Below are 24285 nucleotides of genomic sequence, written 5' to 3'. Positions count from 1 at the left end.
TCCATGCTCGACCACACAGGCATCGGAGTCGCCGACGTCGCCCGTTCCGCACGCTTCTACGACGCGGCGCTGGGGGCGCTCGGCCTCCGCCGCGCCATGCAGCTTCCCCAGGACACCGGAGCGGATGGCATTGGCTACGGCCGCGAGTACCCCATCTTCTGGATCGACCGCTTCCATCCGCACGGCGTGAAGCAACACACGGCGTTCGCCGCCACGAGCCGCGCCCAGGTCGACGCCTTCCACGCGGCCGCGGTGGCGGCGGGAGGAACCGACAACGGCGCTCCCGGGCTGCGCGGCGTCGAAAAAGGCTATCCCGCCGGCTACTACGCCGCCTTCGTGCTCGACCCGGACGGCAACAACATCGAAGCGGTCTTCCGACAGCCTTCAGGGACCTGACCGCGGCCTCACTGCACGGCGCGCACGAACTGTCCCGGGGTGATGCCGACGATGCGCTTGAAGTGCCGGTTGAGCAGGCTCTGATCATAGAGCCCGACCTGGAGCGCGACCTCCGCGGGTGCCAGTCCTTGTGACAGCAGCCGCTGGGCTCGCGAGACGCGCAGGTGGGTGAGATAGGCGTGCGGAGGCATGCCCAGCTCCTCGCGGAAGGCGCGGCACAGGTGGAAGCGGTTCCAGCCCACCTGACGGGCCAGCGACTCCAGCGTGATGCCCTCCGGAATGGCTTCATGCAGCGCCTCCACCACGCGCTGGATGGGCCCGCGGTAGCGCCCCTCCCATCCGCCTGAAGGCTCCAGGCCTCCGACCAGCGAGGAGAGGGCTTCAGCCAGGGCCGTCTGGAGCGCGAGGACGCTGGAGCGTCCCTCCAGGCCCGCATCCAGCACGGCGTGGAGGCGCACGAAGGCGGCCGCCGCCGGCTGCGACGTCTCGAGTTGGAGCTGGCGAAGCCGGGCGGAGGCCGGCGCGCCCAACCTCTCGCGGGCATTGGAGACGAGCGACTCGTCGAAGGCGATGACCTGGAACCGGGCAGGTCCGTCGCGGCGCAGGTCCCGATGCACCTCGCCTGGTTGCTTGAGGTCGACCGTTCGGGGCGAGGAGGAATGGACCCTGCCCCGCCCCCACCACTCCGAGTGCCCCCACTGCGTCAGCATCACGCTGAAGCGCTCCTTCACGGAGCGCAGCAGCCGCCCGTCAGTCCGGTAGCGTACCAGCCGCAAGCCCGGCAGCTCCGGGAACAGGAAGGTCTGGATGGACAGGGGGCCATCCACGACAGCGTGATGGAGAGCGGGCACGGGTGGATTCTACGAACGAGCGTCCCCCGTGGCTTGGACGTTGTTGACCTGCCCCGGATGGCAACAACGTCCAAGCCCGGCGTGCCCCGGCATGGCTACGTCTCGCATTGAAGGCCCGGCCCTCTCCTCCCCTGGCCGGGCAGGAAGGCGTCATGTCAGGCATCCAGGACAAGGTCATTGCCATCACCGGAGCCAGCACCGGCATTGGCGAAGCGGCGGCGCTGCTGCTTGCCGGGCGCGGAGCGAAGGTCCTCCTCGGCGCGCGCCGGCTGGAACGGCTGGAACCGGTGGTGGAGCGCATCAGGAAGGCAGGAGGAGAAGCCCTCTGCGTACGAACCGACGTGAGCCGGCGCGAGGACGTCGCCGGACTCGTCCGCCTGGCCCGTGAGCGGTTTGGCAGGCTGGACGTGCTCATCAACAACGCAGGCAGCCTGGCGACCTCGCCGCTGGACGACCTGCGTGTCGACGACTGGGAGGAGATGATCGACACCAACATCAAGGGGGTGCTGTACGGCGTCGCCGCCGCGCTGCCGCTCTTTCGCGAGCAGGGCTTCGGGCACTTCATCAACACCGCGTCGACCTCGGCGCACCGGATCGTCCCCGGTCAGGCGGTCTACGCAGGGACGAAGTTCGCCGTGCGAGCCATCTCCGAAGGCCTGCGCCAGGAGGCGGGTCCCAGGCTGCGGGTGACGGTCATCTCGCCGGGGATGACCCGGACGAACTTCCTCGAGCACGTGAAGAATCCGGAGCTTCGGGCCCGGTTCGAGGAGGTCCGGGACAGGCTCGCCATCCCACCGGATGCGATTGCCCGGGCCATGGCCTTCGCCATCGAGCAGCCCGACGACGTGGACGTGGGAGAGGTGATCGTCCGGCCCACGGCGCAGGACTGACCGGTCGAGGGGCCGCGAGGGAATCCCGGCTCGACCCGGGCCCTGGTGCCCTGTACGGTTCCTCGCGTCATGCGGCGGTCTGGAAACCCAGCGGGTAGACGGTCCGTGGAGACACGGTCCCCTGCCTCTCCGGGGTACCCCCGGGGAATCATCTCAAGGAGCACTTCCCCACGCATGGCCGACCTCGCGGCGAGCCGCGACGCTGGCCACGCCAGACGGGACAGGTGGGACCGGGCCGCCGCATGGCGGATGCGTGGCGCATGAGCGACCGGAACGTGGTGGCGAAGGCGCTCGCGTCCGCCTTCCTCGCGGCCCCCTGGAAGGTCTCCGGCCTGGTCGCGAACGGGGCCGAGGTCGTGGGCGGCCGGTTCCCGTGGCTCGTGTCGCTCGCGAGGAGCACGCTGAGGTTCTTCCCCCGGCCACCACACGACCGGCTGGAGCTGCTCGCGGAGTTGCTCGCGACACGGCCTGCGTTCAAGCAGGCCTGCGCGAATCCCACGGCGCCGGTGCGGCTCGTGCGCTGGATTTCAGCGGCGCCGGAGATGGGACGCCAATCGTGGCCCGTACCGGCCCTGCCCACCCAGGCGGACCTCGCGGACTGGCTGGGCGTCACTGGCGCCCAGCTGGGCTGGCTCGCGGACGGGGCGGGCCTGGAGCACACGTCCTCGCCAGGACGGTGGCGGCGCTACCGCTACACCTGGATTCCCAAACGCAGCGGGGGTGAGCGGCTCCTGGAGCAGCCCGGTGAAGAGCTCGCAAGGCTTCAGCGCAAGGTGCTTCACGGCATCCTGGACGTGATTCCACCGCACGAAGCGGCGCACGGGTTCGTCAAGGGCCGGGGGATCCGCGGCTTCGTGGAACCGCATACAGGGCAGACCGTCGTCGTGCGGCTGGACCTGGAGGACTTCTTCCTCTCCGTGCGGCCGCCCAGGGTCTGGGGCGTGTTCCGCGCCGCCGGGTATCCAGATGGAGTGGCGGGGGCGCTCGCGGGGCTCTGCACGAACCGGACGCCTGGGGCGGTGGTCGCCAAGGCCCGGAGGGCAGGCAACGCCCAGGAGGTGGACACGCGCTGGATGCTGGCACGGAGGCTGGAGTCGCGGCATCTGCCGCAGGGAGCGCCCACATCGCCCGCGCTCGCCAATCTCGCCGCGTACCGGCTCGACGTGCGGCTCTCGGCGCTCGCCACGGCACTGGGCGCGCGTTACACGCGCTACGCGGATGACCTGGCGTTCTCGGGAGGCGAAGCCTTGGGCAGGAGCGCCCGCCGCCTGCTCCAGTGCGTGCGCCGCATCGTGCGCGACGAGGGCTTCACGGTGCGCGAGGAGAAGACGCGGGTGATGTTCCAGGGCCACCAGCAGTGGCTCGCGGGCGTGGTGGTGAATGAGCACCCCACCATCCGCCGCACGGAGCATGACCGGCTGAAAGCCATCCTGCACCTGTGCCGCACCCGGGGGCCGGCAAGCCAGAACACCGGAGGCCATCCCGACTTCCGCGCGCACCTGCTCGGAAGGATCGCCTGGGTGACGCACCTCCACCCCTCCCGAGGCGCCAGGCTGCGCGCGCTCTTCGACCAGATTGCGTGGGATTGAAGGTCCGGCTCCCCGCCCATCACCTGGACGTCGCGGCCGGGTGGAACAAGGCCATCCACGGCTTCCGCGCCTCCGTGCTGAACGCGGGAGCATGGGCCTTCAGCCAGCCCGCCAGCGCCTGGCCCATCGCCTCGGCGGACGGGTAGCGGTCTTCCACGGACCTCGCCAGCGCACGCTCGAGGATCCGCACGAGGTCCGCATCCAGCGAGGGATTGTGCTGCCGGGCGGGTATCAGCCTTCCCTCCAGCACCTCCGTGTAGAGCTGCACCTCGGAGTCGCCCCTCACGGGAAGCGCTCCGCAGAGCAGTTCGTAGAGCAGCACGCCCAGGACATAGATGTCGGCGCGGGCATCCACTGCCTCACCCAACAACTGCTCGGGAGCGAAGTACCGCAGCTTGCCCCACAGCACGCCGGCCCTCGACCACGCGTCTTGCGACAGCATCCAGCGATTGAAGCCAAACTCGTAGACCTTCACCGCGCCGTCGTACCCCACCAGCACATTCGAGGGCATGAGGCTTCCATGCAGCAGGCCCACGTGCGTGTGCGCGGGGTGCAATCCGTGGCAGATGTCGATGGCGATGCTCACGGCCATGGGCGCGGACAACCACTGCATGCCCCGCTTCCGAGACAGGGCCTGCACCTGGCCCAGATCCCGCCCCTCCACCCACTCCCGGACCAGGAAGGGCTGACCCTCGACCTCACCGAAGTCCAGGATGCGCACGACGTTGTCGTGCTGGACGCACGCCGAAAGGGAGACGAGGTCGAGGAACTTCTCCGCGATCTCCGGATCCTTCGAAAGCGGTGGCAGCAGCCGCTTGAGGACCACGGGCCCGCTGCCGGCGGGCGCCTCCGTGTCGAGCGCCCGATGCAGCAGGGTCATCCCGCTCACCCACACCCGCTCCAGCAGCTCGAACCTGCCAAACCGTTCCGCCCGGGGAGTGCCCATGTCTGTGAAGGCTAACAGCTCAGGCCCCGGCATCGCTCCGGGCCTCTTCGAGCACCCAGGCCTTGAAGGCCGCCACGTCCCTCCGGCCCGTCAGGGGACGCGGGTGCACGAGCCAATAACTGAAGTCATTGGGCAGGACCGCCTTGAAGGGCTGGACCAACCGGCCTGCCTTCAGGTCGTCGGCCGCGAGCCTTTCCGTCGCGAGCTGCTCCGCCTTCAGCCCCGTCCACCGGCCCAGCCCGGAGCGGATGCCCACGTCGAAGCGGTCGTCGAGGAAGTCCCAGAGCGCCTCGGAGCTGTTCACGTACAGCTCGAGGTCCGGATGCTGCTTCCGGAAGCGCTCCAGGCGCGGCAGCAGCCAGCACGCGGCGAAGGACGGCAGCACGGTGAGCCGCAGCGGCCCCTGCTCGTGCGCGTACAGCCGCGTGGTCGCTTCGGACATGCGCTCGAACACGGGCGTCAGCTCGCGCAGGTACGCGGCGCCCCTCGCCGTCAGCGTCAGCGCGTGGCCCCGGCGATCAAACAGGGAGACGCCCAGCCAGTCCTCCAGCTGCCGCACCTGGTGGCTGATGGCCGCCTGGGTCACGCGCAGCTCCGTGGCGGCGCGGGTGAAGCTCAGGTGACGCGCTCCCGCCTCGAAGGCACGGAGGGCACCCAGCGGTGGAATGCGGCGCATGCTCGATGAGCCCCTTTTATCGAGCACCCGAGGATAGCTCGCTGGGTCCGCGCCCCGAAATGGAGTCTGTCCTGTGCGGCGAGGAGGCGCGATGGACGCGCCGCGCGGAAGGTGCCCCCGTCATGATCTCCGCCGAGGTGTGGGTGTTGTTCCTGGGCTACACGGTGCCCATGGTGGTGAGCCCCGGACCGGGCAACACGGTGCTCGCCACCGCCGGAGGGCGCTTCGGCGTCCGGGGCACGCTGCCGTTCTGGATGGGCTTCGAGGCGGCCAACGTCGCGCTGTGCCTCCTCTACGGCATCGGCCTGGGGCGGGTGCTCCAGGGGCTGCCCGCGCTGCACCAGGTCCTGCGCTGGGGCAGCGTCGTGTACCTGCTCTACCTCGCGTGGGGCTTCCTGCGCGCCTCGGCCGCTTCCGGGGAGGCGAACGACGCGCCCTCGCGCCTGGGGTTCGGGGAGGGGCTGCTCGCGGTCGCGCTCAACCCGAAGATCCACTCGATGATCGTGGTGATGTTCTCCCAGTTCCTGGACCCCGCGCACGGGATGCTCTCCCAGACGGCGCAGCTCACCGCGGCGTTCCTCGTCGTCTGCGTGGCGTGCCACTTCCCGTGGATCTACGGCGGGAAGCTCATCCTGGGGCGCTTCCACTCCGAGCGCGCCCTGCGCATCCAGGGCTGGACCTTCGGCGCCTGCATGGTCGCCGTCGCGGCCTGGGTGGCCCTCGCCTGACACCGGCGCTCCCGCGCGCGCAACGTGAAGGTGGACTTCATGGCCCTTGCCGAATCCGGCCGTTCTCCCGCGCCCGGCTCGCGGACAGACTCCACCGCATGAACATGAAGACGAGGCGGCGATGAGCACGGTCCTGGTCACCGGCGGGTCTGGCTTCATCGGCGGTCATTGCATCGTGCAGCTCCTGGCGGCGGGCCATCAGGTGCGCACCACGGTGCGGAACCTGAAGCGCGAGGGCGAGGTGCGCGCCATGCTGAAGGAGGGCGGCGTGGAGCCGGGCGCCCGCCTGTCCTTCGCCGCCGCGGACCTGGAGCAGGACGCGGGCTGGGCGGAAGCGGTGGCGGGCTGCGACTTCGTGCTGCACGTGGCGTCCCCCTTCCCTCCCGGCGTCCCCAAGCACGAGGACGCGCTGATCATCCCCGCGCGGGATGGAGCGCTCCGCGTGCTGCGCGCCTCGCGCGACGCGGGCGTCAAACGCGTGGTGCTGACGTCCTCGTTCGCGGCCATCGGCTATGGCCATCCCCCGGACAAGACCCGGTTCACCGAGGCGGACTGGACGGTTCCGGGCCGCCCCGGCGTGGGCGCGTACCACAAGTCGAAGACGCTGGCGGAGCGCGCGGCCTGGGACTTCATCGCTCGCGAAGGCGGCGCGCTGGAGCTCTCCGTCGTCAACCCGGTGGGCGTGTTCGGTCCCGTCCTCGGGCCGGACTACTCCAGCTCCATCCTGCTGCTGAAGCAGCTGCTGGACGGCGCCATGCCCGCTGTTCCCCGGCTCTACTTCGGCGTCGTCGACGTGCGCGACGTCGCGGACCTGCACCTGCGCGCGATGACGCATCCGGAGGCCCGGGGAGAGCGCTTCCTCGCCGTCGCGGGCGACTTCCTGGCGCTCATCGACATCGCGAACATCCTCCGCGCCCACCTGGGAGACGTGGCCCGGAAGGTCCCGACGCGGCAGCTTCCGGACTGGCTGGTGCGGCTCGCGGCGCTGTGGACGCCGATGGCGCGGCAGACCCTGCCGGAGCTGGGCAAGGTGAAGAACGGCTCCAACGAGAAGGCGCGGCGCGTGCTCGGCTGGGCGCCGCGCTCCAACACGGAGTGTTTGGCCGCCACCGTGGAGAGCCTTCAGCGTCTGGGATTGCTGAAGGGATGATGACGGTGGGCACCGGACCGGTGACGGGAGTCACCAGGACCCGCGCCAGTGGCACCTGGCGATGCCCGTGAAATCCGAGGGTTGCCCGCGTCCGGGCGGCCCGTAGGGGCTGGCACACGCGCTGCTATGGGGTCCCGCATCGCTTCAACCGAACCCCAATCCCTTTCGAGGTCCCCGCCATGGCCATCTCGCCCCTCCGCAGCGCCTCCACTCCCGTCTCCCGCATGCCGGTGCATGACGCCGGCAGCGCCCGCCTCCAGGGCGGTGGCGTGGAGGGCTTCTCCTCGGCCCAGAAGCCGGGCTCGCGGCTGTCCTCCCCGGGGCTCGCGGCGCTCCAGCAGGACGGCTTCGACGTCGGCTCCCCCCAGGGCGCGGAGCTGGGCAAGCTGCTGCAGGACACGCTGTCGGCGCTGACGTCCATCGTGCAGTAGGTGGCGCAGGCGGCGGGCGGCGCGCAGGGGCTCCAGGGCCTGGCGGGTGCGCAGGGCACGCAGGGCGCCGCGGGCGGCAAGTGCGGCACGGGTTCACAGCCCTTCTCCGACAGCAGCTTCACGCCGAAGGACTCCGCGCGTCCTCCGGTGGCGCTCAACGGCAACACCGGCGTCGTGGGTCCGGCGGCTTCGCAGCAGGTGTCCCCGTCCCAGGGTGGCGGCTCGAAGCTGGGCGGCAACCTGCCCCCGGCGCTGGAGAAGTTCCGGGGCGCCATCGAGTCCGCCTCCGCCAAGACGGGCATGCCGGCGGAGATGCTGGCCGCTCAAATCTGGCAGGAGTCGCGCGGCAACCTGGAGGCCGTCTCCACCAACGGCGGCAACGGCCTGACGGACACCGGCCTGATGCAGGTCAACCCCAACACCTACGGGGAGCTGCAGGCCAAGCACCCGGAGCTCCAGGGCAAGAACCTCTCCGACCCGGAGACCAACATCCTCGCGGGCGCCTTCTACATGAAGGACATGAAGGAGCAGTTCGGCAGCGATGAGCTGGCCCTGCGCGCCTACAACTCCGGGCCCAACGGCGTGGACCGGAGCAACCCGGACGCCATCCCCGCCGGCACGGGCGACGCCACCTACGTGCGGAAGGTGAAGTCCTTCATGAACACGCTGGCCACCGGCCAGGGCACGCTGCCCGCGTAGCGCGCGGCCCATGACGCGCCCATGACGGAAGCATTGCGTCCCCCGGGGGACAGGGGCGCAAGCGGCGTCTAGCTTCGCGCCCCATGACCTCTGCCCTCTTCCGTCCGTTCATGCTGGCCGCCGTCTCCTCCACGGGGTTGCTCCTGGTCGCGTGCGCGGGTCCCTCCGCCGCGACCCGCCCCGTGGAATCCCTCTCCGTCCGGGAGTTGAACATCGTCGACGAGCACGGCCAGGCGCGCATCCGCATCGCCGCGCCGATGCCCGACCCCCAGGGCCTGAAGCGCGCCGTCACCGCCTACGGCATCCAGTTCCTGAGCCCCACGGGACAGGAGATTGGCGGGCTGGGGATGCTGGATGCCATTGGCGTCCGCGGGCTCTGCTTCGACAGCGAGGAGGGCTACGAGGCCATGTGCATGGGCCTGGAGCAGGGAAAGCCCACCGTCACCTTCCGGCATGACTGGAAGGAGCGCATCTCCCTGGGCGTGGTGGACGGCGTGGCGAGCATCGTGCTCCACGACGCCCAGGGAACGCCTCGGCTCAAGCTGGAGGTGGACAAGGACGGCAAGGCGCGGACCGTCGGCGTGACACCCGCGCCTTGAGCCCTCACCCCTCCGGATTCGTCGCGGGCAGGTGCACGGTGAAGCGCGCACCGCCCAGCGGTCCGTCCCCCACCTGGAGGGTGCCGCCGTGCTGGGTGACGATGGCGTGCACGATGGAGAGCCCCAACCCGCTGCCGCTCGCCTTCGTCGTGAAGAAGGGCTCGAAGAGCCTCCCGCGGACGTCCTCCGGCACGCCGGGCCCGCTGTCGTCCACGCTGAGGGCCACCTCCCCTCCGCGCGCGCTCGCGCTGAAGCGCACCCGGCCTCCTGGCGGCGTCGCCTCCAGCGCGTTGAGCGCGAGGTTCAGCAGCACCTGCCGCAGCCGCTCCTCCTCCCCCCACACCGCCAGCCCCTCCGGAGGCTCCACCTGAAGCGCCACGCCGCGCTGCTCGGCCTGCCAGGCCAGGAGGCCGCCCACCCGCTCGAACAGCGGCGCCACCGCCACGCTGGCCGACCTGAACTCGCGCGGCCGGGCGAACTGGAGGAAGTCCTCGAGGATGTGGTCCAGGCGGCGGATCTCATCGCGCACCAGCAGCAGCGGCTCCAGCAGCGGCCCCTGGGCGGCCCCCTCCAGCCTGCGCACCCGCCGCTCCAGGACGGTGAGCTGCAGGACGGCGGCGTTGAGGGGGTTGCGGATTTCATGGGTCAGGCCCGCGGTCAGCGTGCCCACCGCGGCCAGCTTCTCCGTCACCTGCGCCCGCCGGGCCAGCACCTGCTTCTCGCGGTGCAGCCGCACCTGGCGCAGCGCCTGCTCCAGGGTCACCAGCAGCTCCGGTGTGGCGCAGGGCTTGAGCAGGTACGCGCACGCGCCCGCGTGCACCGCGGCCACCGCCGCCTCCAGCATGCCCAGGCCGGTGAGCAGCACCACCTCTCCGTCCGGAACCAGCGCCTTGAGCTGGGGCGCGAGCTTCGTGCCCTCGCCGTCCGGCAGCCGGATGTCCACCAGCGCCACGTCGAAGCCCGAAGGCGCCCGCTCCAGCGCCCCCGCGCAGCTCGTCGCGCTGGACACCGCGTAGCCCTGGTCCTCCAGCAGCTCCTTCATGTTGTCCAGGAGCGCCGGGTTGTCATCCACCACCAGCACCCGGGGCCGCTCCCCCGCGCCGCCCGGCGCCGTCACGCGCCGTCTCCGTGCACCTGCTCGAGCGCGGCGAGCAGCGCCCCGGTGTCGAAGGGCTTGCGCACCCACCGGCCCTCGAAGTCCCCGGGCAGCGCCTCCGGGTAGGCCGTGACGACGAAGGGGGTGGCCGAGGGGAAGCGCTCCCGCACGCGGCGCAGCGCCTCGCCGTCGGGGCCGCCGGGCACGCGCAGGTCCACGAGCGCGGCGAAGGGGCGCACGGGCTTGAGCCCCGCCACGTCCGGCACCGAGTGCGCGACCACGGCCGTGAAGCCGCGCTCGCGCAGCACCTCCGTGAGGTTGTCCGTGAGCTGCGCGTCGTCCTCCACCAGCACGACGAGCCCGTCGCGGCGGGCCCGCGCGAGCAGCTCCACCAGCGCGGGCACCGGCACCGGCTTGGGCAGCACCGCGAGCACGCCCTCCGCGTACGCGCGCGCGAGCTCGGCCTCTCCCGGGTGCGCGGTGACGACGATGGCTGTGAGCCCCGGGTCCCGCTGGCGCAGGTGGTGCACCAGCGCCGCGCCGCTCATCCCAGCCATGCGCATGTCGGTGATGAGCACGTCGAAGCGCTCGGCGCGCGCGGCCTGCAGCGCGGCCTCGCCGCAGTCCACCACGGTGGCCGCGTGGCCCGCGTCCTCGAGGATCTCCGCCAGGTTCTCCGCGAAGGCCCGGTTGTCGTCCACCACGAGGAAGCGGCCCATCAGGAAGGCTCCGGCGTCAGGGGAAGCTCCACCACGAAGCGGGCCCCTCCCGGCCCGCCTCCGGCGGGAGCGTAGCCGATGCCGCCGCCATGCCGTTCGACGATGCGCCGCACGAGCGCCAGGCCCAGCCCCAGCCCGCGCGCCTTCGTGGTCATCAGCGGTTCGAAGACGCGCGCGCGGATGGCCGGGTCCAGGCCCGGGCCGCTGTCCTCCAGCACCAGCAGGACGCGCCGCGCTCCGGCCTCCGGGACGTCCGCCGTCAGCCGCACCTCGCCCTCGCGCTCGCCCAGGGCCTGCACCGCGTTCTGCAGCAGGTTCACGAAGACCTGCCGCAATTGCACGGCGTCCCCCTCCAGGGAGGGCAGGGCCTCCAGCCCCTCCGCGGCCACGCGCACGTGCGCGGGTGGCGCGACGGCCTCCAGCGCGGAGGCCCAGACGTCCGCGAGCCGCAGCGGCGCGCGCACGAGCGGGCGGGCGCGGATCATGTCCAGCAGGCTGGTGACGATGTGGTTGGCGATCCCCACCTGCTCACCGATGCGGTCCAGGTGCTTGAGCACGCGCGCGTCCTCCGCCGCGGCCGGGCGGCCCTTGAGGATGAAGAGCGAGGTCTCGATGACGCCCAGGGGGTTGCGCAGCTCGTGGCCGATGGAGCCCACCAGCTGCCCGAAGGTCGTCAGCCGCTCGGCCCGGGCCGCCTGGGCCAGCAGGTCCTCGCGGTAGGTGTGCAGCATGATGGCCAGCTCCAGGTCGAGGATCTTCCCCAGCGCGCGGCCCAGGCGCGCGGCCCGGGCGGGAGCGTCGCGCAGCGCCTCCTCCAGCACCGCCATCAGCTCCTGACGCAAGAGGTTCATGGCGCCGAACATGTAGTGCTGCGGCAGGTGGATGCGCACGTGCACCCGCCCAATGCGGCAGCGGCGCTCGAAGTACGCCGCGTCCCAGGGCCCCAGGAGCAGCGAGTCCATCCAGTCCTGGAGGGTCACCTTGAGGTGGCCCACCTGGCTCTCGCCCCCCTCCAGCGCCTTGCGCGCCTCCGGGTGCTCGAGGATGCGCCGGTAGAAGACGTCCGCGATGCGCTCGAAGTGCGCACACGCGATGGGGTGCAGCTCCCGCAGTGCCTCTCCGTCGTCGGTGGAGAAGCCCACGTAGCGCTGGAGCTCCTCCAGGACGTTGTCCGTCACGTCTCCGGGTCCGGCTTCCATGGTGCCTCCTTCCTCGCGCGCGGGGCCTGGGGCTCGGCGGCCGCGTCCTCGTCCGGGACGGCGCCACCGCCGCCGTACTCCTTGAGCTTGTATTGGATCTTCCGCACGCTGATGCCCAGCACCTCCGCGGCGCGCGTGGTGGAGCCCTGCACCATCTCCAGGGTGCGCAGGATGGCCTCGCGTTCAATGGTGGCGAGCGTCGCGCCGGGGATGAGGCGGTCACCGGCCCCGGCGCTGGGGCGGGGGCCGCGCAGCACCGGCGGCAGGTCGTCCGCCGTCAGCTCCTCGCCCCGGGCGAGCACCACGGCGCGCTCCACCGCGTTCTCCAGCTCGCGGATGTTGCCCGGCCAGTCGTGGCTCATCAGCGCCTCCAGGGTGCCGGGCGCCAGCCCCTTCACGGCCTTGCCGTGGAGGGCGTTGCAGCGCTCGAGGAAGTGGCTCACCAGCGCGGAGATGTCCGCCTTGCGCCGGCGCAGGGGCGGCAGCGTCACCGACACCACGTTGAGCCGGTAGTAGAGGTCCTCGCGGAAGCGGCCCGCCTTCACCTCCGCCTCCAGGTCGCGGTGGGTGGCCGCCACGATGCGCACGTCCACCTTCAGCGTCTGCGTGCCGCCCACGCGCTCGAACTCGCGGCCCTGCAGCACGCGCAGGAGCTTCACCTGCACGGCCGGGGAGATCTCCCCAATCTCATCCAGGAACAGGGTGCCGCCGTCCGCCAGCTCGAAGCGGCCCTCCTTGCGCGTGACGGCGCCGGTGAAGGCCCCCCGCTCGTGGCCGAACAGCTCGCTCTCCAGCAGGCCCTCGCTGAGCGCCGCGCAGTGCACCTTCACGAAGGGGCGCGCCTTGCGGGGGCTGAGCTCGTGGAGCGCCTGGGCCACCAGCTCCTTGCCCGTGCCGCTCTCCCCCAGGATGAGGACGGTGGCCCGCGTGGGGGCGGCCTGGTGGATGAGGGAGTAGACCCCCTGCAGCTCGGGCGCGTCCCCGATGATGTTGCCCACCCGGAAGCGCTCCGCCACGCGCTCGCGCAGCTGGCGGGTCTCCTGCTTCAGCCGGCGCGTCTCCAGCGCCTTGCCCAGCACGACGAGCACGGCGTTCAGGTCCAGGGGCTTGGTGAGGTAGCTCTCCGCGCCCTGGCGCATGGCCTCCACCGCCGCCTCCACCGTGCCGAACGCCGTCATCATCACGAAGGCCGCGTCGCTGCCGGCCTCCTTCGCGCGGCGCAGGAGCGTGAGCCCATCCATGCGGGGCATCCGCACGTCCGTGAGCACCAGCGCGGGCGAGAAGTCATCGAGCGCGGCGAGCGCCTCGGCGCCGTCCGAGGCCTCCCGCACCTCGTACCCCTCCTCGCCCAGCAGGGTGACCAGGGCGCGCCGCGCGTTCGCCTCGTCGTCCACGACCAGGATGCGTTCTGGGGCCATGCCTCCGCTTACTACCAGACCTGGGGCGTCTGGCGACGCCCCCAGGAAAGGGGCCAGGGAGGTCATCCGCTCGTGTCCCGGGCCCGCGCATCCGTGCACGTCAGGCAGCAGCGCGCCTCGGGGACGGCCAGGAGCCGCTGCCGGCCGATGGCGCCCCCACACTGCTCGCAGCAGCCGAAGCGGCCCTGCGCGATGCGCTCGAGCGCAGCCTCCACCTCCTCCAGCTCGTGCGGCGGGAAGTACGCCCCCCGCACGGGAGGGCAGGCATCCGCCGCGCCGCCAGCCGCGGGTAGGGCCTCCGCGCACGACGCGCGCAGCGCGCTCTGGCGGGACAGCAGCATCTGCCGCGCCCGCGTCGTCATGGGGTCCGCGGGCATGGCGTCCTCCGGCCGGGCCGGCCGACGTGGCCCGTGGCTCCCTGCGAGGGTCGTGTCTTCACGTTCCAGGTCCATGGGGGCGCTCAGGAGGCCGGTGGGAGGGACAGGGGCGCGGGACGCTTGCGCCGCGCCGCGAGCACGCCCGGCACCGCGAGCACCGCGACGGCCACCGACACCAGCGCGGCGCCCGCCAGCTCCCGGCCGCTCACGCCAGGGAGCTCCAGCCAGAGTGAGAGCACGAACGTCGCGCCCACGCCCGCGAACACGCTGGAGGCGCGGTTGATGGGCACGGTGAAGGTGTTCTCCCGCGCGTCCAGCAGCACCAGCCCGCCGAAGATGCCGCTGCCCTGGGAGAGCAGCCCCACGGCCAGCTCCACCGGCAGCGTGGGGCGCGTGAACATGCCGGTGAAGCCCTCGCGCAGCTGGTCCGCCGCGCCCCCCACGCCCACGCAGGCCCACAGCGCGAGCAGCACGACGAGCGCGGGCGCGGCCACCATCTGCTCCTCCACGAAGTAGCGCTCGCGCGCGCCGGGGACGTGGTTCTTCGCCAGCCGGCTCATGAAGCGCAGCCGCACGAAGTAGCTGACGACGTACACCGCCCAGTCCAGCCCGGCCACCAGCGAGAGACGGAAGTCCGCGCCGGGCCGCGTGGCGACGAGCAGCGCCGCGAGGCTCAGGCCCAGCGCCACGCGGGAGGGCCACGCCACGTGCCGGCCCCCCAGCAGGTCCACCAGCGGTGCCAGCACCAGCACGCCGCCGCGCATGAGCAGCATCATGAAGACGATGGAGGTGCCGTCGAAGGTGTACGCGAGCGTGGTGGTGGCGATGATGCCCGTGGTGCACAGGCCCGACAGGAACGTCCAGCGCCCCGGCCACGGCAGTTCCACCGGCCCGAAGCGCCGGCGCCCCGCGTGCTGGAAGGAGCCGCTCCACGCCAGGTAGGCGAACATCCCGACCAGCGTGGCCAGCGCCGTGGAGGGCAGCAGCACGAAGCCCGGCAGCCCCGAGGCCATGCCCGGCAGCGCGCCCAGGCTCAGCGCCTTCGTCAGCGCGCTGTAGGGCAGGTAGCAGGCGAAGTAGCCCAGCGCGAACCACCCGATGGAGACCGGGGCCTTCGGGGAGGGGCTCATCGTCCACGCGCCGCGCCGCGCAGGCGGCACCGCGCCTCGGGCAGCGCCTGGAGCCGCTCGGGCTCGATGTCCGCGCCGCACCCCTCGCACCGGGGCAGGCCCTCCGGCGGAAGGCGCGCCCGCGCGGCCTCCAACGCCTGCGCCTCCAGGAGGGCCCGCCACCGCTGCCGCGGCTGCGCTCCAACCGCTTCCCGCTTGGCATCCATGGCTCGACCTCCGGTGAGCGCCCGGAACGCCCGGGGCCGTGTCCGTTCAGTTTCAGGATGCGTGCCATGGCAGCGCCAGGGCGGGCCAGCCGGTGCACCGCAAGCATTGCGCGGCCGCCCCGAGCACCGCGCAACGCTTGCGCGCGCGGAAGGCCCCGCGGGCCGGTGTCGCGGCCGCGCATGGAGGATGCAGTGTCCGGGGACGGAAGCCCCGGCCGCCGTCGCGCGCCGGAAAAAGGGACACGTCCATGCGCATCGCCTTCTTCGACACCCACCGCTTCGACCGCACGGCCTTCGAGGCCGCCAACGCCGCGTTCGGCCATGCCCTCACCTGGTTCGAGCCCCGCCTGACGTCCCAGACGGTGGGGCTGGCCGCGGGCTTCCCCTCGGTGTGCTCCTTCGTGAACGACCGGCTGGACGGCCCGTGCCTCCAGGCGCTGGCGGCGGGGGGCACGCGGCTGGTGGCGCTGCGCTCGGCGGGCTTCAACCACGTGGACCTGGAGGAGGCGGGCCGGCTGGGGATGGCCGTCGTGCGCGTGCCCGAGTATTCGCCGCAGGCCGTGGCGGAGCACACCGCCGCGCTCGTGCTCGCGCTCAACCGCAAGGTGCACCGCGCCTACGCGCGCGTGCGCGAGTGGAACTTCTCCCTGGACGGGCTGGTGGGGTTCGACCTGCACGGCAGGACGGTGGCGCTGGTGGGGCTGGGGCGCATCGGCCGGGCCACGGCCCGCATCTTCCACGGCTTCGGCTGCAAGCTGCTCGCGGTGGACCCGCGGCTGTCCGCCAGCGACGCGGAGGCGCTGGGGCTGGAGCCCGTGACGCTGGAGGACGCGCTGAGCCGCGCGGACATCCTCTCGCTGCACGTCCCCCTCACCCCCGCCACGCACCACCTCATCGACGCGAAGGCGCTCGCCCGGATGAAGCCCGGGGCCATGCTCATCAACACCGGGCGCGGGGCGCTCATCGACAGCCACGCCCTGCTGGAGGCGCTCAAGTCAGGCCACCTGGGCGCGGCGGGGCTGGACGTGTACGAGGAGGAGGAGGGCATCTTCTTCCAGGACCTCTCCGGCCAGGTGCTCCAGGACGACGTGCTCGCGCGCCTGCTCACCTTCCCCAACGTGCTCGTCACCGCGCACCAGGCCTTCCTCACGCGCGAGGCGCTGGACGCCATCGCCCGGACCACGCTGGAGAGCGTGGCGCGCTTCGAGCGCGGCGAGCCCCTGGGGGTGACGGAGGTCCGGGCCGAGCAGGTGCTCCCGCGCTGAAACCCGGCCCTACCCCAGCGTCACACGCTCGCCGTCGCGGGCCACCCGCACGTGCCAGCCCATGCGCTCGCGGATGCTCGCCGCCAGCGCCTCGCTGGCGCCGGGCTCGCCGTGGACGAGCCAGGTCTCGCGCGGCGGGCGCGGGAAGGTGCGCAGCCAGCCGAGCAGCTCCTCCCGGTCCGCGTGCGCCGACAGGCCGTCCACCGTCTCCACCCGCGCCCGCACGGGGACGTCCTCGCCGTGGATGCGCACCGTGGCCGCGCCCTCCTGGAGCGCGCGCCCCCGGGTGCCCGCGGCCTGGTGGCCCACGAGCACCACCGTGTTGCGCGCGTCCGGCAGCAGGTGCTTCAGGTGGTGCAGCACCCGGCCGCCCGTGGCCATGCCGCTGGCCGCGAGGATGACCCGGGGGCCCGCCCTCTCCAGCAGCGCCCGGGACTCCTCCGGGGTGCGCACCCAGTGGCGCTCCGAGGCGCACAGCGGACAGCGCGCCTGCCCGGTGAGCCGCAGCATGTCCACGTCGTGGTCCTCCGGGTGGCGGCAGTAGAGCTCCGTCACGTCCTGCGCCATGGGGCTGTCCAGGAACACGGGCACGTGCGACAGGCGCTGCTCCCCGCGCAGGCGGTGCAGCGTCCAGAGCAGCTCCTGCGCGCGCCCCACCGCGAAGACGGGGATGACCACCGCGCCGCCCTGGTGGGCCGTGCGCGTGATGATGCGCGCCAGATGCTCCTCCGGCCAGGTCGCGTGCACGCGGTCGCCGTAGGTGGACTCCAAGAGCAGCACGTCCGCCCCGGGCACGGCTTCCGGGTCACGCAGGATGGGACGGCCCGGGCGCCCCAGGTCCCCGGAGAAGACCAGGTGGCGCGCGGCGTCCCCCCGCCCCCAGGCCACGTCCACCGTGGCCGAGCCGAGGATGTGGCCCGCGCGCCGGAACGTCACCTCCAGCCCGCCCCCCGCCGTGAAGGGCGTGCCGTAGGGGTGCGTGCGCAGGAGGCCGAGCGCGCGCCGCGCGTCCTCCACCGTGTAGAGCGGCAGCGCGGGCCGGTGCTTCGTGTAGCCGTGGCGGTTGGCCCGCTCCGCGTCCTCCTCCTGGAGGTACGCGGAGTCGAGCAGCAGCGGCCCCAGCAGGTCCGCCGTGCCCGGCGTGCAGTGGACGGGGCCCTGGAACCCGCCGCGCACCAGCAGCGGCAGGGCCCCGGAGTGGTCCAGGTGCGCGTGGCTGAGGACCACGGCGTCCAGCGTCACCGGGTCGAACGGTGGCGGCGCCCAGTTGCGCAGGCGCAGGGCCTTGAGCCCCTGGAACAGGCCGCAGTCGAGCAGCACGCGGCCCTTCTCGCGGCCCTCCTTCTCCAACAGGAACCTGGAGCCGGTGACGGTGCCCGCCGCCCCCAGGAACCGCAGCGAGACCGTGGACGCCTCGTCTTGCATCAGGTGCATGCCCTGCTCCTTCCCATCGCAAGGACCGCGCGGGCGGTGGCCCGAGTAGCGGAGGCCGCGCCTCCCACCTCGAGCAACACCTCGCCGGGACCCGGCTCCGGCACCTCCCGGAAGGCGGCCGGCTGCCGCCACCGCATGAGCGAACAGGCCTTCATCGATGTCCTCCTTGGACGGGACGCCCCGTGCGTGGGTGTGCACTCAAGTCCGGGCAGGGGCCCGGCCGCGGCCGCGTGACAGGCCGCGCGCCAGCAGCTTGCGCAGCTCGAGCACGCTCACCGGGATGAACCCCAGGCCCATGGCGAGCGCGAGGTGCGCGGCGTCCAGCGGGACGAGCGAGAAGAATGCGGCGAGCATGGGCACCTCCGGCAGGGCGACCTGGAGCGCCAGCGTGCCGGCGACCACCCCGAGCAGCAGCCGGTTGCTGAACGACCCGACCTCCCAGTGGACCATTCCAGCGCTGCGCGCGGCGAAGGCCCGCAGCACCTGGCAGAACACCAGCGCGGTGAACGTCAGGGTGCGTGCCTCCTCCAGGGGCATGCGCTCGAGCGCCCAGAGGAAGGTGCCCAGCGTGACCCCGGCATCCAGCAGGCTGGTGGCCAGCACCGCCCCCCACTCCCGCCGGCCCAGCATGGGCTCCTCCGGCCGCCGGGGCTGCCGCCGCATGACGTCCGGCGGGGCGGGGTCCATGACCAGCGCCAGGGCCGGCAGTCCGTCGGTGACGAGGTTCACCCAGAGCAGGTGCAGGGGCAGCAGCGGCAGCGGCAGTCCCAGGAGCGACGCGCCGAGCATCAGCACCAGCTCGCCGCTGTTGCCGGCCAGCAGGTAGACGAGCGTCTTGCGGATGTTCTCGTAGATGCCGCGCCCCTCGCGCACGGCCGCGACGATGCTCGCGAAGTTGTCGTCCGTGAGGATGAGGTCGGACGCCTCGCGGGTGACCTCCGCGCCGGTGCGGCCCATGGCGATGCCGATGTGCGCCTCGCGCAGGGCCGGGGCGTCGTTCACGCCGTCGCCCGTCATGGCGACCACCTCTCCGCGCGCCTTCCACCCCCGGACGATCTGGAGCTTCTGTTCCGCCGTGGCCCGCGCGTGCACGATGCCCTCCGGGGATTCGCCCTCGCGCAGGAGGCCCAGCTCCTTCGCGATGGCCAGGGCCGTGGCGGGGTGGTCGCCGGTGATCATCACCGTGCGCACCCCGGCCTCGCGCGCCGCGCGCACGGCCTCCACGGCTTCGGGCCGGGGCGGATCCGCCAGCCCCACCAGCCCCACCAGCGTGAGGTCCCGCTCCTCGGGGCCGCGCCCCTCCGCCACCGCCAGCACGCGCAGGGCGCGCCCCGCCAGCGAGGCCAGGGCCTCCGTCACGCCCGGAGGCACCTGCTTGCACAGCGGCAGGAGCGCCTCCAGCGCGCCCTTCACGTAGAGCACCCCGTCCGAGCGCAGGATGCTCATGCGCCGCCGGTCCGAATCAAAGGGCTGCTCCGACACCCGGGGGCGCTCGCGCTCCACGTCCGCGCGCTCCACGCCCTTTGCCCGCGCGGCCACGAGCAGCGCCAGCTCCGTGGGGTCCCCCGCGCCGGGCCCCTGCCCCTGCACCGGCAGCTCCGCGTCGCAGCACGCCGCGGCCACCTCCAGCACGCGGGGCGCGGACTCCGGGGGCCACACCTCGCGCACCTCCATGATGCCCAGGGTGAGCGTGCCCGTCTTGTCCGTGCAGATGACCGTGGCGGAGCCCAGCGTCTCCACCGCCTGCATCCGCCGCACCAGCACGTGGCCCTTCACCATGCGCTGCACGCCCACCGCGAGCGCGAGCGTCACCACCGTGGGCAGCCCCTCCGGCACCGCCGCGACCGCGAGCGCCACCGCCGCGAGCAGCAGCGCCACGCCCGACTCCCCGCGCATCCACCCCAGCCCCGCGACCAGGGCCCCCACCACCACGCACAGCACCAGCAGCATGCGGGTGACGCCCTCCAGCCGCTGCTGCAGCGGGGTCTGCGACACCTGCGCCGAGCGCACCAGGTGCGCGATGCGGCCCAGCTCCGTGTCCATGCCGGTGGCCGTCACCTCCGCCACCGCCGTGCCCGCCGCCACGGAGGTCCCCATGAAGACGCGGTCCCTGCGCTCCGCCAGCGGGGTGGAGTCCGGCAGCGCGCCCACCTGCTTGTCCACCGGCGTGCTCTCCCCGGTGAGCGCCGCCTCCAGCGTGAGCAGCGCGTGCGCGGTGAGCAGCCGCGCGTCCGCGGACACCACGTCCCCGGCCTCCAGCACCAGCGCGTCCCCTGGCACCACCTGGGACGCCGGAATCACGGCGCTCACGCCGTCGCGCAGCACCCGGGCGCTGGGCGCGGTGAGCGCGCGCAGGGCCAGCACGGCGCGGTCCGCGCGGTACTCCTGGAGGAAGCCCACCAGCGCGTTGAGGACCACGATGGTGGCGATGGCCACCGCGTCCGCGCCCTCGCCCAGGAGCGCCGCCACGCCGCACGCGCCCAGCAGCAGCCACACCATCCCGGAGCGGAACTGGCGGCCCAGGAAGCGCCACGCCGACGTGGGCTGCTCGCGCGTCAGCAGGTTGGGGCCATGCTGGCGCAGCCGCGCCTGGGCCTCCTGCTGGCCCAGCCCCCAGTGCGTCTCCGGGGCCTTCGCGACCACCGCCGCACCCCGCGCCGCGCTCACCGCGCCACCTCCCCCTGGGAGCGCCTGCCATGACATCGCGCGCGGAGGCCACGCTCGGGGTCCAGCCAACCAGGGGGGCTCATCTCGGGTCGCTCCTGCGCCAGGGGTTGTCCGGCGGGATTGCGAAGCCCGTGCCGAAGAGCGCAGGCGGGCCCGGGGCGGCGGGGCCCGCAGCTTTTGCGCCCGAGCCTCCAGGCGCCGCAACCCTTGCGCGGTCCAGGCGGGGGATGCCGGGCTGGCGGACGGCACGCATCCTGTAAGGGCCTGGGGGCAGTGGGGCCCGTCCCCCATTTCAGCCAACCCGCCGGCAAGCCGTGGTGCCGCGCCTTCCTCCATCCGGAGTCCTTCCATGTCCATCGTCTGCGCAACCGACCTCTCCGAGGGTTCCCGTCAGGCCGCGGAGGTGGCCGCGCGAATCGCCGCCCGCCGGGGCCAGCCGCTGTGGCTCGTCCATCAGGTCCACCCGGATCAGCTCCGGGTCGCGGCCGAGCCCGTGCGCGAGGGCCTGCGGGCGCTGCTGCGCGAGGAGGTCCGGCGCCTGGAGCCGCTGGGCGCGCGCGTGGAGTCCTCCCTGCTGGAGAGCGGCTCCTCGCGGGCCCTGGCCGTCTTCTGCGACGCGCACGAGGCGCGGCTCCTGGTGGTGGGGACGCCCCGCGACGAGCCCGCCGCCCTGGGTTCGGGCGTCAGCCTGGAGCGCATCGCGCGCAGCTGCTCGGTGCCGCTGCTGCGGGTGCGCGACGCCGCTGCCTTCCGGGCCTGGCTCGAGGGGACACGGCCCCTGCGCGTGATGTTCGGAGTGGACCGCTCGCACGGCAGCGAGGCCGCCCGGCGCTGGCTGACGGAGCTGGCCGCGGATGGGCCCCTGGAGCTGCTGGCGGGGCACGTCTACTACGCCTTCGAGCAGTGCCGGCGGCTGGGGCTGCCCACGCCCATGAACCTGGATGAGGTGGCGCCCCGCATCGAGGAGGTGCTCCACCGGGAGGTCGCGGCGCTGGCGGCCACGGACTCCGGCGCCGCGCCGCGCGTGCACCTGCGCATGGCGGTGGGGCGCGCAGCGGACCACCTGGTGGACCTGGCGCGGGAGCAGGAGGCGGACCTGCTGGTGGTGGGCACGCACCCGCACAACGTCCTGGGCAACCTGGCCTCGGTGGCGCACCACGCCCTGCGGCTCGCGCCCATGTCGGCGGCGGTGGTGCCGGTGAGCCCCGCGGCCTCCCGTGGCGAGGCGCCGCTGCCCCAGGTGCGGCGGCTGCTGGTGGCCACGGACCTCTCGCCGCTCGCGGACGAGGCCATTCCGTTCGCCTTCGCGCTGGCCCCCGCGGGCTCGGAGGTGCACCTGGTGACGGTGGTCCCCGAGCGCGCGGGCGCGGACCTCCACCGCGACCTGAAGCAGCGCCTGCGGGAGCGCGTGCCCCGGGGACTGGACGACCGGAAGGTCACCACGCGGCTGGAGGTCCTCCACGGCGAGGACGTGGCGCTCACGCTGGTGCAGGCCGCGGAGCGGATGGACGCGGAGCTGCTCTGCCTGGGCTCGCGCGGCCACGGCGGTGTGAAGGAGGCGCTGCTCGGCTCGGTGGCGCGCAAGGTGCTTGCCCAGAGCCGCCGGCCCGTGCTCGTGCTGCGTCCGCCCGTGCGCTGAAGCGCGAGCGTCCCCCGGCGCCCGCGCCTCAGCGGGCGCCGGTGACGACGACGGACTCGGGGGTGCACGCCAGCAGCGCCGCCAGCTCCCTGACGGTCTGCTCACGGCGAACCCGCAGGGCGAGCACCTTCAGCTCCAGCGCCAGGTTCACGTGCAGCCGCGTGAGCATGTCCTCCAGCGGCACCCGGCCCTCCACCAGTCCCCCCCGGGCCCGGGCGAGCGCCTCCGCCTGGACGGGCACGAGCGCCTCCAGGGTGGCGAGCCGCGCCTGGAGCCCCGCGTGCTCACGCACGTACGCGCGCACCTGCTCGCGTCTGGAGGCGTCATGAACGCGTGCAACGAGGGCGGCCGGGTCCAGGGTCACGTCCGCGAGCCACGGCTCGGGCGGATCCCCCGGAAGCCGCCGCAGCACGGGGTCCACCTCCAGCCCCGCGGCCACCAGCCACCGGGCCCGCCAGGCGGCCCGGGCGGCCACCCGCGCATCGAGCGCCGCCAGTTCCTGCGCCAACCGCCGCCGGTCGCTGTCGGGCAGCGGCGGGACGTCCCGCTCTGTCTCCGGGCCCGCGTTCCGAGTGCCGCGCGAGAGCAGCTCCGCGACGTCATCGCGCGCCGCCTCCTCGATGCGCGCCGCCTCCGCGTTCTCCCGCAGGCGCAGCCCGACCTGGGCCAGCTGCCGGGCACGCTCCCCGGAAGCCACGCCCAGCCGCGCGAGCCCATCCTGCGCGAGCGCGCCAGACGGCCCCAGCCACAGGCACAGCGAGAGCAGGAGCCGGCGCGAGAGGCGCATGGGTGATTCCAGCCGCCAGGGGAACACGCGGGCGCTCACGCGCGCGGGGCGGCGCGCCCGTTCCGGTGCTCGTGGATCTCCTTGTTCAGCTCCCGGAGGTGCCGCAGCACCTCATCCATCAGCCACTGCCCTTCCCGGGTCAGCTCGTCGGCCCGCTGCTCGGCCTCCCGCACCTGCGGCTCCAGCATCCGCCAGCGCTCGCGGGCCTCCATCCCCGCGAGGTGCATCTTCAAGCGCAGCTCGTCGCGCAGGGTGCGAAGCATCTCCAACTTCGGCGTCTGCTCCCGGGTGTTCTCAGCCATGGCGTGCCCCTTCCCGGTCCGAAGACCGCACCTCCATCCACTGCATCAACAGCGCCAGGCCCGCGCCCCTCTGGGAGGCCTCCGCGCCAGCGCAATTCCTGCGGAGGCGCGCGCAAGAAAGGCTCGCGCCCTTCGCGAACACAGACGTGCGCCGCCTCCCACGGTGCCTGGGTTCACAAGCCGGGCGGCGAGGCTAGACTCGCCGCCCATGCACGTCCTGCAGCGCGGTCAGGCCCCTCGGCAGCCCCTCCTCCTGCGGCCCCTGTTCGGCGGGGTGCAGCGCATTGGCCTGCGTTCGCAGAACGCCACCACGCTGCGCGACGCGGGCCGCAGCAGGCCCGGCGTCCCCATGCCGGGCGTGCAGATGGTGATGGCCGTGGAGGTCCTGCGCGTGCTCCCGGACGGCACCGCGCGCTACCGCTTCACGCTGGAGCAGGTGGACCTGCTCGTCGCCGCGCGCACGCCCGTGCGCACCGTGGAGGCGGCGCGCGCGCAGCTGTCGCCCCTGCCCGGCCTGAAGGGCGAAGGCCAGGTGGACCCCCACGGCCGCTCCAGCGGCTTCGAGTGGAAGCTGCCCGCGGACCTCGCCGCCCCCGTGCGCGGCCAGATGCAACAGCTGGCGGGCCTGCTCAAGGACCTGGGCACCTTCCTGCCCACCGAACCCGTGGGCGTGGGCGCCCGCTGGGAACAGCAGGGCGCGGGGAGCGGAGCCCTCACCGGCTCCACCACGCGCGTGGAGCTGCGCAGCCTGGAGGGCCTGGCCGTGGGGCTGCGCCTCCAGATGGAGACACCCCGCACGCCCCAGCCCGTCCCCGCCTCGCTCCGCCCGCCTCCGGGAGAAAAAGGCGAGGCCTCCATGCACACCGAGGCGAAGGGCCACGGCGGCTGCCTGCTCTCCCTGGACCGGCTGTGGCCCCTGCGCCTGGAGCTGGACGTGGAGTCCCACGTCGCCGTCCGCGCCGGAACGCAGGACGCGCCCAAGCGCTTCGACGGCTTCACCACCTCCCGCCTCCAGGTCCGAGAGCTGTCCTTCACCCCGCCCCGTCTGCGTGCGGCTCGCACCGTGTAGGTGCATGCCTACCTGAGAATCC

25 protein-coding genes are annotated in these 24285 nt (G+C 73.1%); 11 read left to right on the top strand and 14 right to left on the bottom strand.

Annotated features, from left to right (window positions below; translation table 11 throughout):
• Positions 1–3: 3 nt before the first annotated feature.
• A complete protein-coding gene (locus NR792_RS36060; RefSeq protein WP_375757248.1) occupies positions 4–396 on the top strand; it encodes a VOC family protein in 393 nt (130 codons plus the stop codon).
• An 8-nt stretch (positions 397–404) separates the two neighbouring features.
• On the opposite strand, the gene NR792_RS36055 is transcribed toward NR792_RS36060, so the two are convergent.
• Positions 405–1247, bottom strand: a complete 843-nt coding sequence (locus NR792_RS36055; RefSeq protein ID WP_375757247.1) for an AraC family transcriptional regulator — start codon at positions 1245–1247, stop codon at positions 405–407.
• Positions 1248–1399: 152 nt separating this feature from the next.
• On the opposite strand from NR792_RS36055, the gene NR792_RS36050 reads away from it, so the two are divergent.
• Together NR792_RS36050 and NR792_RS36045 are read left to right on the top strand one after the other, a co-directional pair.
• The gene (locus tag NR792_RS36050) at positions 1400–2137 is read left to right on the top strand and encodes an SDR family oxidoreductase (RefSeq protein WP_375757246.1); all 738 of its coding nucleotides are present in this window, start codon (positions 1400–1402) and stop codon (positions 2135–2137) included.
• A gap of 260 nt (positions 2138–2397) precedes the next feature.
• Entirely contained in the window at positions 2398–3726 is a 1329-nt protein-coding gene (locus NR792_RS36045) for a reverse transcriptase family protein (RefSeq protein WP_375757245.1), read from the top strand.
• 19 nt (positions 3727–3745) lie between these two features.
• Here the strand turns inward: NR792_RS36045 and NR792_RS36040 are convergent, their stop codons facing one another.
• Positions 3746–4672: a serine/threonine protein kinase gene (locus NR792_RS36040; protein WP_375757244.1), complete on the bottom strand. Its 927-nt coding sequence runs from the start codon at positions 4670–4672 to the stop codon at positions 3746–3748.
• A gap of 19 nt (positions 4673–4691) precedes the next feature.
• A complete protein-coding gene (locus NR792_RS36035) occupies positions 4692–5348 on the bottom strand; it encodes a LysR family transcriptional regulator (RefSeq protein WP_375757243.1) in 657 nt (218 codons plus the stop codon).
• 122 nt (positions 5349–5470) lie between these two features.
• Here NR792_RS36035 and NR792_RS36030 point away from each other — a divergent pair, with 122 nt between their 5' ends.
• The 5 genes from NR792_RS36030 to NR792_RS36010 all read left to right on the top strand — a co-directional run bounded on the left by NR792_RS36030 (position 5471) and on the right by NR792_RS36010 (position 8955).
• The gene (locus tag NR792_RS36030; protein WP_375757242.1) at positions 5471–6076 is read left to right on the top strand and encodes a LysE family translocator; all 606 of its coding nucleotides are present in this window, start codon (positions 5471–5473) and stop codon (positions 6074–6076) included.
• A 121-nt stretch (positions 6077–6197) separates the two neighbouring features.
• Positions 6198–7226, top strand: a complete 1029-nt coding sequence (locus NR792_RS36025; RefSeq protein WP_375757241.1) for an SDR family oxidoreductase — start codon at positions 6198–6200, stop codon at positions 7224–7226.
• A 179-nt stretch (positions 7227–7405) separates the two neighbouring features.
• On the top strand, positions 7406–7657 hold the full coding sequence (locus tag NR792_RS36020) for a hypothetical protein (RefSeq protein ID WP_375757240.1): 252 nt from the start codon (positions 7406–7408) through the stop codon (positions 7655–7657).
• A complete protein-coding gene (locus tag NR792_RS36015; RefSeq protein ID WP_375757239.1) occupies positions 7658–8356 on the top strand; it encodes a lytic transglycosylase domain-containing protein in 699 nt (232 codons plus the stop codon).
• An 83-nt stretch (positions 8357–8439) separates the two neighbouring features.
• Positions 8440–8955 (top strand): hypothetical protein, encoded by a 516-nt coding sequence (locus NR792_RS36010; protein ID WP_375757238.1) that lies wholly within the window; start codon positions 8440–8442, stop codon positions 8953–8955.
• Between the two features lie 4 nt (positions 8956–8959).
• On the opposite strand, the gene NR792_RS36005 is transcribed toward NR792_RS36010, so the two are convergent.
• The 7 genes from NR792_RS36005 to NR792_RS35975 all read right to left on the bottom strand — a co-directional run bounded on the left by NR792_RS36005 (position 8960) and on the right by NR792_RS35975 (position 15100).
• On the bottom strand, positions 8960–10072 hold the full coding sequence (locus tag NR792_RS36005; RefSeq protein ID WP_375757237.1) for an ATP-binding protein: 1113 nt from the start codon (positions 10070–10072) through the stop codon (positions 8960–8962).
• Positions 10069–10770, bottom strand: coding sequence for a response regulator (locus tag NR792_RS36000; protein WP_375757236.1), 702 nt, complete (start codon positions 10768–10770; stop codon positions 10069–10071). The genes NR792_RS36005 and NR792_RS36000 overlap by 4 nt, the downstream gene beginning before the upstream one ends.
• Entirely contained in the window at positions 10770–11969 is a 1200-nt protein-coding gene (locus NR792_RS35995) for a sensor histidine kinase (RefSeq protein WP_375757235.1), read from the bottom strand. Before NR792_RS35995 ends, NR792_RS36000 begins: the two co-directional genes overlap by 1 nt.
• Positions 11945–13387 carry a sigma-54-dependent transcriptional regulator gene (locus NR792_RS35990; protein WP_375757234.1) on the bottom strand — a complete coding sequence of 481 codons (1443 nt, stop codon included), beginning with the start codon at positions 13385–13387 and terminating at the stop codon, positions 11945–11947. Before NR792_RS35990 ends, NR792_RS35995 begins: the two co-directional genes overlap by 25 nt.
• A 62-nt stretch (positions 13388–13449) precedes the next feature.
• The gene (locus NR792_RS35985; protein WP_375757233.1) at positions 13450–13764 is read right to left on the bottom strand and encodes a TraR/DksA family transcriptional regulator; all 315 of its coding nucleotides are present in this window, start codon (positions 13762–13764) and stop codon (positions 13450–13452) included.
• A gap of 83 nt (positions 13765–13847) precedes the next feature.
• On the bottom strand, positions 13848–14894 hold the full coding sequence (locus tag NR792_RS35980; RefSeq protein ID WP_375757232.1) for a hypothetical protein: 1047 nt from the start codon (positions 14892–14894) through the stop codon (positions 13848–13850).
• A complete protein-coding gene (locus NR792_RS35975; protein ID WP_375757231.1) occupies positions 14891–15100 on the bottom strand; it encodes a hypothetical protein in 210 nt (69 codons plus the stop codon). The genes NR792_RS35980 and NR792_RS35975 overlap by 4 nt, the downstream gene beginning before the upstream one ends.
• Positions 15101–15348: 248 nt before the next feature.
• On the opposite strand from NR792_RS35975, the gene NR792_RS35970 reads away from it, so the two are divergent.
• On the top strand, positions 15349–16365 hold the full coding sequence (locus NR792_RS35970) for a 2-hydroxyacid dehydrogenase (protein WP_375757230.1): 1017 nt from the start codon (positions 15349–15351) through the stop codon (positions 16363–16365).
• A gap of 9 nt (positions 16366–16374) precedes the next feature.
• Here NR792_RS35970 and NR792_RS35965 read toward each other — a convergent pair whose 3' ends face one another.
• Both NR792_RS35965 and NR792_RS35960 read right to left on the bottom strand, forming a co-directional pair.
• Positions 16375–17799: an MBL fold metallo-hydrolase RNA specificity domain-containing protein gene (locus tag NR792_RS35965; RefSeq protein WP_375757229.1), complete on the bottom strand. Its 1425-nt coding sequence runs from the start codon at positions 17797–17799 to the stop codon at positions 16375–16377.
• A 198-nt stretch (positions 17800–17997) separates the two neighbouring features.
• On the bottom strand, positions 17998–20466 hold the full coding sequence (locus tag NR792_RS35960; protein ID WP_375757228.1) for a cation-translocating P-type ATPase: 2469 nt from the start codon (positions 20464–20466) through the stop codon (positions 17998–18000).
• A gap of 349 nt (positions 20467–20815) precedes the next feature.
• Between NR792_RS35960 and NR792_RS35955 the strand changes: the two genes are divergently transcribed.
• A complete protein-coding gene (locus tag NR792_RS35955; protein ID WP_375757227.1) occupies positions 20816–22105 on the top strand; it encodes a universal stress protein in 1290 nt (429 codons plus the stop codon).
• Between the two features lie 28 nt (positions 22106–22133).
• On the opposite strand, the gene NR792_RS35950 is transcribed toward NR792_RS35955, so the two are convergent.
• A complete protein-coding gene (locus tag NR792_RS35950; RefSeq protein WP_375757226.1) occupies positions 22134–22892 on the bottom strand; it encodes a hypothetical protein in 759 nt (252 codons plus the stop codon).
• A 35-nt stretch (positions 22893–22927) separates the two neighbouring features.
• The gene (locus NR792_RS35945) at positions 22928–23194 is read right to left on the bottom strand and encodes a hypothetical protein (protein WP_375757225.1); all 267 of its coding nucleotides are present in this window, start codon (positions 23192–23194) and stop codon (positions 22928–22930) included.
• Between the two features lie 208 nt (positions 23195–23402).
• Here NR792_RS35945 and NR792_RS35940 point away from each other — a divergent pair, with 208 nt between their 5' ends.
• Positions 23403–24263: a hypothetical protein gene (locus NR792_RS35940; RefSeq protein WP_375757224.1), complete on the top strand. Its 861-nt coding sequence runs from the start codon at positions 23403–23405 to the stop codon at positions 24261–24263.
• The last annotated feature ends 22 nt before the right edge of the window (positions 24264–24285 follow it).

This window comes from Corallococcus exercitus (assembly GCF_042231735.1).
Taxonomy (GTDB): Bacteria; Myxococcota; Myxococcia; order Myxococcales; family Myxococcaceae; genus Corallococcus; species Corallococcus exercitus_B.
The sequence above is the reverse complement of the archived record's forward strand: the minus strand, read 5'-3'. Positions and strand labels throughout refer to the sequence as shown.

What these genes read in the sequence shown, in the direction of transcription:
- NR792_RS36060 (WP_375757248.1), top strand. Translation starts at nt 4, where the DNA reads ATGCTCGACCACACAGGCATCGGAGTCGCCGACGTCGCCCGTTCCGCA.
- NR792_RS36050 (WP_375757246.1), top strand. Translation starts at nt 1,400, where the DNA reads ATGTCAGGCATCCAGGACAAGGTCATTGCCATCACCGGAGCCAGCACC.
- NR792_RS36045 (WP_375757245.1), top strand. Translation starts at nt 2,398, where the DNA reads ATGAGCGACCGGAACGTGGTGGCGAAGGCGCTCGCGTCCGCCTTCCTC.
- NR792_RS36040 (WP_375757244.1), bottom strand. Translation starts at nt 4,672, where the DNA reads ATGGGCACTCCCCGGGCGGAACGGTTTGGCAGGTTCGAGCTGCTGGAG.
- NR792_RS36035 (WP_375757243.1), bottom strand. Translation starts at nt 5,348, where the DNA reads ATGCGCCGCATTCCACCGCTGGGTGCCCTCCGTGCCTTCGAGGCGGGA.
- NR792_RS36030 (WP_375757242.1), top strand. Translation starts at nt 5,471, where the DNA reads ATGATCTCCGCCGAGGTGTGGGTGTTGTTCCTGGGCTACACGGTGCCC.
- NR792_RS36025 (WP_375757241.1), top strand. Translation starts at nt 6,198, where the DNA reads ATGAGCACGGTCCTGGTCACCGGCGGGTCTGGCTTCATCGGCGGTCAT.
- NR792_RS36020 (WP_375757240.1), top strand. Translation starts at nt 7,406, where the DNA reads ATGGCCATCTCGCCCCTCCGCAGCGCCTCCACTCCCGTCTCCCGCATG.
- NR792_RS36010 (WP_375757238.1), top strand. Translation starts at nt 8,440, where the DNA reads ATGACCTCTGCCCTCTTCCGTCCGTTCATGCTGGCCGCCGTCTCCTCC.
- NR792_RS36000 (WP_375757236.1), bottom strand. Translation starts at nt 10,770, where the DNA reads ATGGGCCGCTTCCTCGTGGTGGACGACAACCGGGCCTTCGCGGAGAAC.
- NR792_RS35995 (WP_375757235.1), bottom strand. Translation starts at nt 11,969, where the DNA reads ATGGAAGCCGGACCCGGAGACGTGACGGACAACGTCCTGGAGGAGCTC.
- NR792_RS35990 (WP_375757234.1), bottom strand. Translation starts at nt 13,387, where the DNA reads ATGGCCCCAGAACGCATCCTGGTCGTGGACGACGAGGCGAACGCGCGG.
- NR792_RS35985 (WP_375757233.1), bottom strand. Translation starts at nt 13,764, where the DNA reads ATGCCCGCGGACCCCATGACGACGCGGGCGCGGCAGATGCTGCTGTCC.
- NR792_RS35980 (WP_375757232.1), bottom strand. Translation starts at nt 14,894, where the DNA reads ATGAGCCCCTCCCCGAAGGCCCCGGTCTCCATCGGGTGGTTCGCGCTG.
- NR792_RS35975 (WP_375757231.1), bottom strand. Translation starts at nt 15,100, where the DNA reads ATGGATGCCAAGCGGGAAGCGGTTGGAGCGCAGCCGCGGCAGCGGTGG.
- NR792_RS35970 (WP_375757230.1), top strand. Translation starts at nt 15,349, where the DNA reads ATGCGCATCGCCTTCTTCGACACCCACCGCTTCGACCGCACGGCCTTC.
- NR792_RS35965 (WP_375757229.1), bottom strand. Translation starts at nt 17,799, where the DNA reads ATGCACCTGATGCAAGACGAGGCGTCCACGGTCTCGCTGCGGTTCCTG.
- NR792_RS35955 (WP_375757227.1), top strand. Translation starts at nt 20,816, where the DNA reads ATGTCCATCGTCTGCGCAACCGACCTCTCCGAGGGTTCCCGTCAGGCC.
- NR792_RS35950 (WP_375757226.1), bottom strand. Translation starts at nt 22,892, where the DNA reads ATGCGCCTCTCGCGCCGGCTCCTGCTCTCGCTGTGCCTGTGGCTGGGG.
- NR792_RS35945 (WP_375757225.1), bottom strand. Translation starts at nt 23,194, where the DNA reads ATGGCTGAGAACACCCGGGAGCAGACGCCGAAGTTGGAGATGCTTCGC.
- NR792_RS35940 (WP_375757224.1), top strand. Translation starts at nt 23,403, where the DNA reads ATGCACGTCCTGCAGCGCGGTCAGGCCCCTCGGCAGCCCCTCCTCCTG.